Raw genomic sequence first — 14482 nt, 5'->3', positions numbered from 1 at the left:
AGCCTTATTCATTGAAAAGCGGGAAAGGTTCGTTGGTCTGTACCCTGAACAGTTCCGGATTTATCCGGGAGGTTCCTGTCTCATACTTCAACTCATAAATGATGCAATGCTCATTTTCGTAATAAAGCTCAACCGTCCGTCCCGGCTTCCGGCGGTATTCCCGGACCCACTGGTGCATCCGCCGCATCATATCCTCTCCTCCCACAACCATCTGGTGCTGAAAGACATAGGGGGCCTTGGCAACAAAAAGGAACATGCTTGGACTGGGCCGGTATTCAAACTTTATTTCCCTGATGGGTTCATCCGTAGTTTCCACTTTTTGAGCATACCGGGAGTCAATCCGGCTGAAATTGTTGAGAAAGAAACTGTAGCTCATAAATGCATTGCGGTTGGTACTCAGGCTTTGCATGATTTCGGGTCCAACCACCGTGTAGGTGTATGGAATCCGTGTGGTTGCAATCTGGTAATAGGACTCAAAAAAACCAGACGGCAGGGTTGGCGGGACCTCCGTTTTCCGGGGAAAGTGATACTGCACATAGGTAGCCCCGGTAATTGATATCAACAGAACCGGAATAGTGGTCCACGACAACATTTTTTTGGACGAAAGGTCATGCACGAACCGAACCACGTTAAGTGCTATAAGCCCATAAAAGACAGCCGTAATAAATGAAAAAAAGCTGAGCAGCTGATCATTATATACCCAGCTGAAACCAGTATTCAGGCTCGGATGATAAAGCAATGCCATGGAACAGAAGACCATGAACAGGAAGAGCTCCAGCAGCCGAGACTTTCGCCCTTTCAGCACCAGGATGCCATTCAGCAGAATAAACCCCAGACCGGTCCAAAAGCCGTACCACAAAAGCGGCAGCTGGATCCCAGAAAGCCGGGAGCCCGGATTATAGATCTCCGGGTTAAAGAACTGCCAGAGTAAAAAAGAGCGGTACGACAGACCGTAATAGGAAATAAGAGTAGCATAAATGGTAATAACTGCAGCTGTAGCGCCTATTAACATGCCTGCCTTCCCGATGCTTTTTTGCCAGCCTGCAACCACCAGGAAATAGGTACAGACCACAGCCAGAAGTGGCAGCAGAATGTAAACGAATATAAACAGGTCGATCGAGGCCACCGCCAGGAGTGACAGACTGAATAATAGTCGGTAGCTGAATTTTGCAGAGATATAATAGAAGCTGTACACACAGGGAATGGCAAAACTTATCGCCAGGGTGGCCTTGCTGTAGTAAAGCCCGGGATCAAAAGCATTGTGCATGACCAGAATTGGCGCAACGGCATAGACAATGACCGCAAGCAGTCCAGCGATATGCGAGATTCTTCTGTCTGTCCGGGCTGCCCATTGAACAATCTGGTAGATAAAAAAACAAAGGATAAAGACGGTCAGGCTTTCAACGAGGTGTAAAAGCAGTTCGGGCTGTATCTGGGTCACCTGGCTCGTAAAACTGAGCAAACCATAGAAACCGAAAGGTTCGGGCAGGAGAGAAGACAGATTCTGCAGTCGGAACTGTTTAATATTCTGCAGGGCATAGAACCACCCGGTTGTGGCCGGTACCGGATCTTTGACAACCGGAATCAGCCGCAACCCACCGCCCAGCAGGGCTGTCATGAACAGGGAGGTATTAAAAGGCTTTCCTGTGGATATACCTGTAAAAAGACGAGGGAAGGTTATTGCGGATTCGCCCTTTTTCCACTTGTTAATGAAATTGGTCAGGCGTTCGATTTTTTTTATCTGCCAAATCAAAAACCGGGAATGACCTTTCGGTTTTCCATGGGCCCCGGATGCCGGTTCCCCCCGACCCTTGTCACAGCCGGCCCTTTTGCGACCCACCACCTGAACCGTGGCAATAATGGCCAGCAGTGTGATGAGGATTCCTGCCAGGTCGTAGAGTCTAAAAAGAGCCAGCCCTATGACAATGGGGAGAATCATGGACCCGATAAAGCCCCAGTAAACCAGTACCCGCTGTCCAATCCACGGACTGTCGGAGGACAGTCGGAATGCCCGCGGCAGCAGGCTAAATAGGATATAGCCCCAGAACAAAAGCCGAAACTGGGCAAATAAGAGATCAGCGGTAAATAGATGTATCATAGTGCCTCATTCCTTCCTCTCTCCTGTTTAATAGGCTGAATAGTAGTAGTAATGCAGGTTCTTGAACAGCTTCCGTGTGTCGTAGGTCGTAATCGCCGCAAAGGTGATTCCCCCGGCCACCAGCCCCAAGACAGCATACTCATAGGAAACCATTCTGCTCGAGACAAAGCCAACAAGAATATTGATGAGAATGGCCGAAGTTATAGCCTTGACAATCTTTTGAGGGCGGCCAAGTGTAAAGAAAAACAAGGTATTCAACAGGCCAAAGGAGGTGAAGAGGTACCCAATGCTGGCAAGCCAAAAAACCTTGGTCAGTATCTTACTGGAAAAAAAGTCCTTCACAATCTCAACATCACCTGCCAGATCCTTCAAGCTGGTCACCAGGAAGTAGCTGCCCAAAATTGAGATAATCCCGACAACCATGAGTAAAACCAGTTGACGCACATAATAATGCCTGAAAAAATTCTCGAAATCTTTCTGGTATTGGATATCTGTTTTTTTCTGGAAGGGCAGTATAAGGTTTGAAAACCTGTTGATACTGTATTCCAGGGAGGCAGTAATAAATACAAGGCAGATCAGAGCCCAGTCCATCCCCAGTTCGTAGGAGGTATCGAACCAGATAATATATGCGGGCGGCGGAGTTCCCGTCGACCAGGCCATGATGCGGTCTATAAAGAGAAAAAGGAAGTAACAGGTGCCATAAATAAAATACCGGTAATTATTATAGTACCTGACCTCAAAACGGGGCAGGCCCTGCCCGGTTGTACTTTGGTCACTCTCGGCCATTAGCCTGTTGAAATAGATAAATCCATACAGGATCATGACCAGGGAAGAAACGAACATGCCAATCCAGTGAGCGAAATAGATGCCAAAATCATAGCCATCCATGACCACTACTAAAACGATGGTACCCACAATGACACTTAACAGAATCATGAAATTCTTCTGCAGGGCGTACAGCACCGTCGAGGAGAGCAGCCAAATGCCGATAAAAAAGGCATAAACCGAACTCAGGATCATCAGCTGGTGTGGAAAGAATGGAATCACAATATTCAATGCATAAACCAGTACGCCCATTCCAACCAGGGAAAACAGCCCCGTAATAACATTCTTGCTGGCTACCCGGTAGGACAGCTCATAATTTTCCTGCCCCATGTAGAAGGATATTTCCCGGCCCGTTACAAGGTTGATCCCCCCTGTCGCGATAAAGGCGATGATGGTTCCTATAGCCACGACCGTGGCCTGTAATTCATTGAAATAAAGCCATGCCCACAGTGAATACCCGATAAAAATCACGGAAAGAATCTGCGAAAACATCGGCGCCATAAATATCAAGCCGGATCCGTAATATTTTAAGAAGGCCCCCACCCGCTCCCATATCTGTGCCGCCGACAGGTTAAACGAATGCTGGTGCTGCTTCGCTTCCTTTTCCCCGGCGATATCCTCCTGAATCTGCTCATACACTCGCCCGGCTATGCCAAACAGCGTAGCGCTGTCCATCCTTTCCCGTAATTTCCGATCCGTGATTCCCATCAGTTCCAGCTGGATTGCCACGGCATATTTCGAGGTGGGGTTGGGCAGATGCCGACGTACCCTGCCGCTCAGTTCCTTGATGAATGCGCTGTCTATTTTTCGGGTCGTTATACCTCTCACAGCCTATGCATAGCTTAACATATTCATCTTCTGCCGGTCGTCGGGGATTCCTTCCATCCGCCGAACACTGTGGTAGTTTTCGAGGTACTTTGATATGGTGCCAGCGGAACCAAACTGCTCTATGACTTTTTTTCGACTCTTCTTGCCGAGCAACTCGCGTAATTCATCGTCTCTCAAAAGTTTGACAACCCCTTCGGCAAGCCCCTCCACCGATCTCGGCTCCGGTATGATTCCACAATCTTCGAGCACTTCCCGAACTCCGCCTACATCTGTGGCCACTACCGGACAGGCACAACTCATGGACTCCAAAACCGTGTAAGGCGCTCCTTCCGATATGGAGGTCAGTATGGATAGGTCCGCCTTGTTGTAGACCTCCACCGGATTATCATGGAAGCCCTTGATAAAGAAATGATTCTCAAGGCCCAATTGCTCGACCAGCCGCCTGCAATCCGCGGCATAGGATTCATCCACGGTCGTGTCCCCGTAAAGCAGGAATTGGACCTCCGGAATCTCTTTTCGGACGGCTTTGCATGTACGGATCATTGTCTTGATATCCTTAAGCGGAAATAAGTTTGCCAGCCCCACCACGGTTGGTCGCACGTATTGTTCCTCTGCCGGCACGCTGCAGGGCCGGAATTTATCAATATCCACCCCATTGACAACCGGTTTGATCTGTTCAGCTTCCGCCGAAAATTCCTCCTCCCAGCTTCTGTGAATGCTGGTCACCGGGGTCACAAGGTCAGCATAATAGTAAGCTGTTTTACAGATAATGATGGAGAGATTGGTCAGAAGCCTCTTGGAATGAAACCCCAGCTCTTTATCCTCGTTCAGATTCTTGATCCGTTCACGAATCCATACGCCGTGATCAGTTACAATATAGGGCGTTCCGTATTCTAACTTGCCGATAATAGATGGCAGAGCCGGCAGTCCCGATGAAGCAGCATGCGACACATCCACTTTCGGCACGGGCACATCCAGGGGCATCAAAAAGTGATAGAGCCAACGCAAGCCAAAGGTCTGTTCCAGTAGATTGAACGATTCAATCTGGCGATTAAGATCATTCGAACGGTAGTACTCCTTTACTTTTCGATCAAAACAACTCCATATCCGTTCGTTCTGAAGGGCTTTCTTGTAGCTGAACTCCTGGAAGAATTTCCACATTCGGTAGAAAAGCAGGCCTATATCGCGGGGACTGCTTTCGACAGGATGAAACAGGCAGGTCAGAAACTCTTCGAAAAGGGGGAAAAAAATATTCTCGATTACTCCCTCTGTTGTCAGCTCCTGCTCCAGAACCATCGACGAAAAAGAACGGTCGGGTTCATAATAGGCCATGGGGAGTTCAGCTCCCCACAGTGGTACCTTGGTGATGTCGGTGATATTCCCGGGCAGCTCATACTGAAGATCCAGATGCGGACTTCCCACCACGCTGTAAATATGAAAATCAATTTCCCCGGCTAGGCCGTTACACAGCATTTCAGCCCAGGTCGACACCCCTCCTCCTTTGACAAAGGGGTAAGCTCCCTGGGTTTGTAACAACACATGTAATCTATCGCTCAAAGTACAACTGTTCTTTTATGATTTATCCTTTGTGAAACATCTATCCAGGCCATTCTGCGGGAAGGATAAGCCTCTCGCAACAGACCCTCTTCAACCCTACTTTCCCACTCTTCCCGGAAGCGTATCAAGTTGAATATTACTGATAAAGTAAGGCTGACCGAGCGTATCCAGCCGTTTTGTTGCCTGTTTTTTCATCTCTTCCTCGACCGCATAGTCCAGCAGCAAGACCGGCTTTTTCAGCGTATCCGCAAATGAGTGAATCCAACGAACATGTTCTGCATAGCTTGTTTCAGAACGTATCGAATACTGTCCCGATGTAAAATCATATCGCGTTGTGACATCCTCTACCATCACCGCGTCAATATGGGCGGAGGATTGCGGCAGCAGGAATATTCCCCGGTTCTGGATGATGTAAGCCTCCGGGAACCGTCGGTCGAGCTCCCGGATCAACTCCACCATCTCATCCTGCAGGTGCCCCCGGTCGGTATGGGGGGCGACCCCGTCCACGGTATCCAGGAACAAACCGTCGAAGCCCATTTCCATGATTTCAGAAGCAACCTGGTCGAGCAAAACCGATCGAACGGTCGAATCTTTCAGGTCGATATAGTAACTGTTCCAGTTTTCATTTTTTCCCAGGAAGCCAGCCTTTCTAAACAGGGGATAATACCAGCGATGTGGGTTCACCTCACTCATGCTGATATAACCGATGATATCCGTCGCCGACTGCGACAGGGTTGCAATCTGCTGCCTGCTATACTGCTCCGGTTCAAGAATGACCAGGTCATAGCCTTCGATATCACCGAGTTCAACCTTTCCGTAATGAACGCCATATTTCATGATTGCTCTCTCTGTAGAACAGTTGGTAATAGCCACTACCATCGACATCAACAGTATTATGCTAAAAGGATAAAAATAAGTATGCTTCATATGAAGCCTTTCGGCCTGAATGGTCGTTTGTTTCAGGAATTATTGTTTCTCTACTTAACCTTCACAACAATAGAGGGAAAATCATCTCCCGAATAGCAATATCTCCTCGTGTGAAATTTTCGATGGTTAACCTAATTTGATTCCACCTAAACAGATGTGCCTAATACCTATCACTATTGTGACAAATGTTGCAATTGATATTAAATATCAGATATACTCCATCACAGCAATAGTACGTGGTGTATATAAATAAACCGCTGAGCGGGCAAAAAATGGGTGACAAAAACAATAAAACAAGCTTAAGGAATGATCGGGAACACCTGCCCCGAACGCGGGAATCCGTGCGGCTTAAAAATGAGCTGCTCAGCGATGTATCGCAAGAGTTTCGCAATACCCTGGCTCTCCTGAATCATCCGCTGAAAAAATTGAAGCAAAACCTCTCCAGGGATCAGGAAAGCGCCCAACCACTGTCCGAACTTATTGAGAAGCTAAGCCATCTGAATCGACTGGCGGATCAACTGCAGGATGTTGCCCGATTGAATGAGACTGATGATGAGCTTGAAGTCACAGAAATTGAAGTTCGTACCCTGTTACAGGTTTATACTGCTTTTTTTGCAAACAAGGTCGAACAGCGTGGCATTGAACTGGTAACCGATCTTCCCGATTATGAGGTTGTCCAGACAATGGATCCCTCGAAGCTGAAAGAAATCCTTATCATCCTCATTACCAATGCGCTTCAGTTAACCCCCGAAGGGGACCGAATACAGCTCGCACTGGCAGAGACTGAAGAAAATTTGCAGCTTACCATATCCCATGGGGGGGACCCTATTTCGCGGCCCGACACCTTTGACGAACTGGATGCTGATGCGCATATCCACCCTGGAAAGAATCGTTCTTTTGGTGTCCGCCTCTCCATTGTACGCCAGCTGGTCGACGCTCACGAAGGAGAAATGACGGTTACCGGAAATGATCAGGAGGGTACCACCATTTTACTGACGTTTCCCAAGGACGCTGAAAGTATTACGAATGCGAAGATAAGAGAGAGCGCACTGGATGACTGGGGGCCCTATCCCGACCCTGCAACGGTCGTGGGGGCCCCTTTGTCGCCGGTGGGTTTTAACCCGGACGGAGACGATACCTCGATTTTAATTGTGGAAGATGATCCGATCCTGCGTCGATTTGTATCTTCAATCCTTCAGGAAGAGAGAGTACGGCTGGAAGTTGCCAAAAATGGGGCTGAAGCACTTAAAAAACTTGCTATCACGGATCCGGACCTGATCATATCGGATATCATCATGCCGAAAGTAGACGGTTTTGAACTGGTTAAGAAAATTCGCTCCAAAGCCAAATACCGCCTGACTCCGATCATTTTAGTATCCTCCATGGCAGAAGAGAAGTCGCGGGTTCATGGTTTTAATATTGGAATCAGTGATTATCTGGTAAAACCGTTCAGCGAGTCAGAACTGAAAGCAAGGGTACAAAACCTGCTGCGACAAAAATTTGAACGAGATAAATATTTACGGGAAACGGACAAACAGTCGCACGAATCGGAAGAACAGAGTTTCATCAAGCGTTTAATTCAGTATATAGAAAATCATATTCACAATGAGACGATTACCATTGAGAAATTAAGTCAAAGCGTAAACACAAGCCGTCGGCAACTCTATCGCGACCTGAAATCGTACACTGGTTATACGCCGGCTGAATTTGTACGGGAGGTCAAACTCCGGAAGGCACGCAGGATGCTGGAAGAGAATAGCAAATTGACGGTGGCTGAGGTGGCCGACAGTGTCGGTTACAATACCGCGGCCCACTTTAGCAGAATATTCAAGGAGCGTTTTGGCAGCAATCCAAGCCAATATAAAAATGTCAATTCTGGTGTATAACCATACACCTTCCACCAAAATATATTACAGGCATTGTTAAAAAGTTGAGGTGTTTCATGAATCCAATAGTTAGGGAACAACAAAACAACAGAACTATATCTGCTCTTGTACTGCTAATGCTGTATGTACTGTGCCATCCCGCAATCAGCATGGGAGCCGTCCAAGGCTTTCAGCAGGTCCCTTCCAATTCAACGGTTATCCCAGGCTGGGTATACCTGCTGGGCGGGCTTATGCTACTGGCGATCATCAGCCTCTGGGCCTTCAGCAGGAAACGACAGCAAAAAAAGGATCAGATCATCAGCAAGCAGGCAGCATTGCTGAAACAGCAGGAAGAAGAGCTGAACGAGATGAAAATTTTTAAAAGAAGCGTGATGAAACTTATTGCGCATGATCTCAAGAAGCCGCTGGATGTGATCATTGGCATGTCTGAAAATTACCGGTTGAAAAAGTCGGGGCTTGTTATGCGCTCGGTTATGAGCAATATTCTGGATATTGAGCGTATGAAACAGGCAGAGCTGAAACCGGTGTTCCAGGTCATCCAGCTGTCAGCCCTGGTCGAAGGCATACAGCAGTATTTGGAACCGATTCTTAAAACAAACAAGCAGCACGTGGAGATCAGCATAGCCGAAGAGCTTCAGGTAAAGGGTGATCCCTTCCTGCTCTTTCGCACGCTGGAGAACCTTCTGTCGGAAGTGGCAGAGTATTCTCCATCGGGCAGTGTAATAAAAATACAGGCGACCCGGACAGGAAGGACCGCCGGGATTACCATCAGGAGTAATCTGAAGGGTACTTCAAAAAAACAGCTTAACGCAATCATTGAGAATACGGACACGGCCGGCGATACAGGCAGCAGTGATTCCTCGCTTGAGCTGGGACTTTCCTATTGCAAACGGGCCCTTCATCTTCATGAGCGGGATATCAGCCTCGAGAGCACCGAGGAAGGTGAGACCGTTCTCCGGTTTTCACTTCCGGTTAATGAAGAACTCTCAAACGATGCAAAACCCATAGAGACTCAGCAGCCCGTCCTCTGCCAATAGCGGTCTGACCAGAACCAGAAAATACATCCTGCACCTGGTCAAGAGGGTACATGATCTAGCGATCCGCGAGCAACGATGCCTGCAGCATATCTTCGGACCAGCCACAACCTATTGAATTCCCGGAAAGAGTATCCGCCTGAATCCCCCCTCTTCTATTTCAGGCAGCTGAACGAAAACTGCATTGGAAAGCACAAATCCTATCAGCATCAAAAGCTGTGTATGTTGACTGATATTCCAATAAGAGCAGGATTCCACCTGCCAATTCTATTGCCATCGTCACAGATTCAGCCATCTCAGCCCAGCGCTTCCAAGCCTGTAACTAAACTATATTTAGACTTAGTATAAATAAACTTTGCCCCTTTTTTAAAAGACTGTTATACTTTGGCGGAATTACAGCTACTTATACTAAATCTAAATAACAACTCCTGTCAAATGAAACGCCTGCACCTGATCACCCTTCTTCTACTCGCTTGCTCTGGATCTGCATTCGCCCAGCAAGCCGCCAGCATCCGGGGCACAGTAACCAATGCCGAATCCAAGGAGCCACTCTCCTATATCAATGTAGCACTCGAAGGAACCATAAAAGGGGGCTCCACTACCATTAACGGGACATACCAAATTACAAATATCAAGCCGGGCAGCTATACGCTGGCTGCCACGGCGGTTGGCTATCAAAGTGAAAAAAAATCCATCACGATCTCGGCTGGTGAACAGCTGGTCATCGACTTCAGACTTAATAAATCGGTCAGCAACATGAATGAAGTCACGGTCTCGGCCAGCCGACGTACTGAGAATCTTGATGAGGTCACCACTTCGGTGACCGTGGTCGACAACCAGCAGCTGAGCCGCCAGGAAACTATGAACAGCAATGTACAGGATATGCTGGCTAATACAGTGCCCGGCCTAGGCCCGGGTACCAATACCACCAGCAATACCGGACAAACCCTCAGGGGCCGCAACATGGTGGTCATGGTAGACGGTATCCCCCAGTCTACCCCCCTTCGCAGCGGCGGACGTGATGTACGCACCATTGATCCCGGTGTGCTGCAGCGGATCGAGGTAATTAAGGGGGCCACCTCCCTTTACGGCAGTAATGCTGAAGGCGGATTCATAAACTATATAACCCTGATGCCCACTGAAAATGATCCCCTGCGCAGCCAGACAACACTGAGTAATACCGGCTTGCTGGTGGAACCGGGAAATACGATGGGGGGACAGGTGGCCCAGCAGTTCTCCGGAAAAATAAATGAGCTGAGCTACGTGGTACAAGGACGGTATGAACAAACCGGCGTTAAGAAAGACGCCAACGGAGAAGTCCTTTCCCCGCGCTACGGACTTGGTGAGACCGATATTGTGAACACCTTTGGAAAAGTTGGATATGAGCTCAACCCCGACAACCGTATCGAGGCAATGTTCAACTTTTACAGCAGCCGACAAAAGACAAAATATAAATTGCAGGCCGGGCACTATGGATCGGAACCCGCCATCGGCGTTTTGGGCGACGACCTGGGAGTACCCCAGGGAACCCGCTACAATTACAACGGCTACCTGAGTTTCATCAGCCAGGATATTGTCGGCAGCACCAACCTGGATGCGAAACTGTATTACCAGGACTTCCAGACGATATACGGTTACTCCGGCTACTTCTACGAAGGCGGACAATCCACCATAACTTCTACCAAAAAGGGGGCACGCATTAACCTTGAAACGCCATTCCAATTTAATCCTGCTGTTAGTGGACACCTGATTTACGGAATGGATCTGCTGAATGATATTACGGCTCAAAAACTGGTAGATGGACGTGTCTGGGCCCCCGAAATGGATATGTGGAATACTGCCGGTTTTGCACAGCTTACCTTCAATCTCTATGATCATATTGTAGCGAAGGGAGGAGCCCGGCTGGAAGGTATCGGTATTACTGTTCCGGATTATACAACCCTGCGGACGGGCGACGGTTCCAGTGGCGGAGTGGATGTAAAAGGCGGAGATATCAATTATGATGCCCTGGTTTTCAACAGCGGACTACGCTATAGGCGCTACGAATCCTTTAAACCGTTTGTAAGCTACTCCCAGAGCTTTTCTATTTCCGATCTGGGCCGCATCCTCCGCGGGGCTACTGAAAATACGGTATCCAATGTACAGTCGGAGGCCGTCATAGTGAATAACTATGAAGTTGGATTCAACAGTAATCTAAGCCCGCTCTTCCTGAAAGGATCCCTCTTCCTGAGTAGCTCCAGTCTGGGATCCAGCTACAAGGAAGTAGATGGGGTTTACCAGATTGTACGGGCCCCGGAACGCGTATATGGCTTCGAACTGGCTGCAGATATGAATATTTCCAACGCTATCCGGGCCGGCGCTTCCTATGCCTACGTTGAGGGTAAAATTGATAATGACAGCGACGGCACCTACGAGCAGTTTCTGCCCACCAACCGTATTGCCCCGCCCAAAGCAACCTTCTACCTCGATTACAATCCGCTCTCCCGCTTCAGTGCGTCCCTGCAGGGTCGCATCATGGGATCACGCAAGCACTTTGAACCGACAGAGGATGGCAGCTACGGTTACGGCCTGGCTCCGGTAGACGGGCACTTTCTGGCGAATCTGTACTCGTCTTATGAAATAAGCCGGAACACCACCCTCAAGCTGGGAATCGAGAACCTGCTCAACCGCGACTACTATACGGTGATCTCCCAGTGGTACGGGCGTGACGACACCTACGTAAAAGGCAACGGAATCAACTATACGCTGACCCTTTCCGTCAACCTGTAGGAATGCTGTCTGCAAATGATAAAAAAGTATTCCAACAACATATTCGCTCTTCATACCTGGGCCGGAATTATGGCCGGCCTGGGTCTTCTTTTGCTGAGCCTGACCGGAAGCATCCTGCTGTTTCAGCACAACATTGACCACGCCTTTTACGAACCCGAACTGGAAAGTACGCACGAAACGGAATCGGGGGTTGCTTACGACAAGGCCCTGGCTACGATCCGTGAAGCCTATCCCCACTGGAATATTCGCATTCATCTAAAGCCAGCACAGGCCTCGCGTCCGCTGTTGTTCGACCTGCGACGGCCGGGAAAGAAAATTCATGTGTATACGCACCCTGCGACGGGAAAAATTCTTTCTGAACTTTCCGAGCGCAGCAGTGTCACCATGATCGCCCTGAAGCTGCATTATTCGCTGATGGCCGGGCTCAGCGGACGCATTATCGTCGCCATCCTCGGTATGCTGTTCCTGCTTTCCCTGCTGACCGGCCTGTACCTCTACCGCAACAAACTGTTGAAGATGCTTAGCTTCCAATGGACAACTAACAAACGCAGGAGACGAAAAAAGTATGCCTTCTGGCATAACCTGGTGGGCACCTGGTCCCTCATATTCAACCTGTTGATCGCCATTACCGGCCTATACCTCTGCTACCTGGTCGTTGCCAACGGTTTCCGAATAACCGGTCAGCAGGAGCAGCCCAATCCGCCCGCCATTCATGCTTCCCTCGCCACTGTTCTTGCTAATGTAACGGATAGCCATCCTGGCTTTACTCCATCCTACATCAAATTGCCTGTAGCCCCTGCCTCGGTGATAACAGTCTATGGAAGCATGCAAGATGATTTCTTTCTTTTCGACCATTACGCCAACCGGCTAACTGTACATCCGAAACGGGGAAGCCTGGAGAAACGCTATTTCATGCGAAATCAGCCGACAACGACACAGCTGGCCGCCCTCATGAAACCCCTCCACGCCGGGGAGTTCGGGGGCCTAGCCATCCGTATTCTATACCTGCTTGCCGGGCTGTCTATCCCTGTACTCTCCATTACCGGTTACCTTGTGAACTGGAAACGATAGATTCCTGCTGCGGCTGGATGCTCTGCCACCACAGGCGCAGGATATCAGCCCGACTCTACCAGCATCCGTAAAACAGCATGCTCTCGTCTCTTATTATCTGTTTGCTTAAGGATCCAGACCAGCAGAACTTTTGAAAAGAAGAGCGTGAACCCTGCTATCACTTATTCTTATTTTTGGCCGGGTGATAATAGAGCGTCACAGGTTCGCCTTTGGATTCGCTCAGCGTGTAATAGCCGTTTCCCCTCGGACCGATTGCAATAGCCTCTTCCTGCGGTCCTGTGCCATAGGAAAGTTCGCCGGGGGGGGCAGAAAGCATGTCTGAAATCGACTGGCCGGGCATACGATGCCATATGAAAATCCTTGGGAGGGTTTTCAACAAAAGGGTCTGTCCGTCGGCCGACAATTCTCCGCCTGCGAACTGGCTAAAGGGGAGTTTGCAAACAAATTCGACGGTATCAGTCTTGGCAGTGGATTGCGGATAAGGATAACGGTACACCCTGTCATGTGTCTCCTGCCTGGTAACGATATACAGGTCCCGGGTCGAGGGATCGATAAACAGCGTTTCAGCATCGTGACTTCCATCCGGGTAGACAAAACGAAGTTGATCAATACCGGTCACGGTTTTCCTAGGTTGACCGTCTTCCGTGCCGGCAGCGACCTCCGGCTGTTCCAGGCGATAAATGACGTAGCTGGAATAGAAGGTATAGTTGTCGCCAATATCGCCGATGTATAAATAGTTGGTGTCCGGCTGGGGACCTGGTCCGACCGCGATATCTTCCCAGTCACGGTTTGTAGCGCCCTCCAATTGGTACTCTGCCCGGAAGTGCCCGTTTTTCCGGATTAAAAATATCCGTGCTTCATCCCCGCTGTCATTATGGGTCCATAGAGAAAAGGGATGTTCTGGATTAACCACCAGGCCAGAGGCTTCGTTAATTTCCCTGTTGTCGATTTGCCCCATTGCCATGGCCCTTCCATAAGTATCATCCTTCTCAATGGTACCATGATTAGAATCGTGGCCCTTCTTTTTCCCATTCGTAGAGCATCCCCCCAGGGCCAGGAAATTGACGAGGGAGGCAATAAAAAAACACAGAAACCACGAGTGCAATACATACTTATTTCGGGACATATAAATTGTAAAACTGGCCATATGAAATTTACCGCAAAGCGGGCATAACTGTCAGTTAAAATCCGGGCTCCACTTCCTTAACTGAATCTTTGAACCGTTGAAACTCAGGTAAACCCATAGGCAAGGAAATCCGGAACAGCATTCTTTATGAGATGTTTTTGTGAGTCATCCTCAATACACATATACAATGTTCAGGGAATATTGTTCTCCCAAAAAAAATAAAGTTGGTTCCAGGGCATCATACAAGTCTCCCTGTTTTTCAACCCACTCAGAAGCACAGATTCAGCCGTGATTCAATATTAATGACTTTAAATTGAGATTCTCCGCATTCAAGCCATGATGAAGCTTCTGCATTGGGCTG

9 protein-coding genes are annotated in these 14482 nt (G+C 48.7%); 4 read left to right on the top strand and 5 right to left on the bottom strand.

The annotated features are described in order from the left end of the window. Positions 1-4: 4 nt before the first annotated feature. The 4 genes from FN808_RS08680 to FN808_RS08665 form a co-directional block, all read right to left on the bottom strand. Positions 5-2098 (bottom strand): hypothetical protein, encoded by a 2094-nt coding sequence (locus FN808_RS08680; RefSeq protein WP_142714174.1) that lies wholly within the window; start codon positions 2096-2098, stop codon positions 5-7. Between the two features lie 27 nt (positions 2099-2125). Further along, a complete protein-coding gene (locus FN808_RS08675; RefSeq protein WP_142714173.1) occupies positions 2126-3751 on the bottom strand; it encodes a hypothetical protein in 1626 nt (541 codons plus the stop codon). 3 nt (positions 3752-3754) lie between these two features. After that, the gene (gene pelF, locus FN808_RS08670; protein ID WP_142714172.1) at positions 3755-5308 is read right to left on the bottom strand and encodes a GT4 family glycosyltransferase PelF; all 1554 of its coding nucleotides are present in this window, start codon (positions 5306-5308) and stop codon (positions 3755-3757) included. A 96-nt stretch (positions 5309-5404) separates the two neighbouring features. Next, the gene (locus FN808_RS08665; protein ID WP_185958314.1) at positions 5405-6145 is read right to left on the bottom strand and encodes a glycoside hydrolase family 191 protein; all 741 of its coding nucleotides are present in this window, start codon (positions 6143-6145) and stop codon (positions 5405-5407) included. Positions 6146-6507: 362 nt separating this feature from the next. Between FN808_RS08665 and FN808_RS08660 the strand changes: the two genes are divergently transcribed. The 4 genes from FN808_RS08660 to FN808_RS08645 all read left to right on the top strand — a co-directional run bounded on the left by FN808_RS08660 (position 6508) and on the right by FN808_RS08645 (position 12995). Then, a complete protein-coding gene (locus tag FN808_RS08660; protein WP_142714170.1) occupies positions 6508-8121 on the top strand; it encodes a response regulator in 1614 nt (537 codons plus the stop codon). Positions 8122-8177: 56 nt separating this feature from the next. After that, positions 8178-9158 (top strand): sensor histidine kinase, encoded by a 981-nt coding sequence (locus FN808_RS08655; protein ID WP_142714169.1) that lies wholly within the window; start codon positions 8178-8180, stop codon positions 9156-9158. A 432-nt stretch (positions 9159-9590) separates the two neighbouring features. Beyond that, complete coding sequence (locus tag FN808_RS08650; RefSeq protein WP_142714168.1) at positions 9591-11924, top strand: TonB-dependent receptor; 2334 nt, start codon at positions 9591-9593, stop codon at positions 11922-11924. Between the two features lie 15 nt (positions 11925-11939). Continuing rightward, on the top strand, positions 11940-12995 hold the full coding sequence (locus FN808_RS08645; RefSeq protein WP_142714167.1) for a PepSY-associated TM helix domain-containing protein: 1056 nt from the start codon (positions 11940-11942) through the stop codon (positions 12993-12995). Positions 12996-13152: 157 nt separating this feature from the next. Here FN808_RS08645 and FN808_RS08640 read toward each other — a convergent pair whose 3' ends face one another. Beyond that, entirely contained in the window at positions 13153-14121 is a 969-nt protein-coding gene (locus FN808_RS08640; RefSeq protein ID WP_142714166.1) for a hypothetical protein, read from the bottom strand. Positions 14122-14482: the final 361 nt, after the last annotated feature.

It is taken from the genome of Fodinibius sediminis (assembly GCF_900182555.1).
In the GTDB taxonomy this organism is placed as follows: domain Bacteria; phylum Bacteroidota; class Rhodothermia; order Balneolales; family Balneolaceae; genus Fodinibius; species Fodinibius sediminis.
Note: the sequence above shows the minus strand (reverse complement) of the source record. Positions and strands in the feature narration are given on the sequence as shown.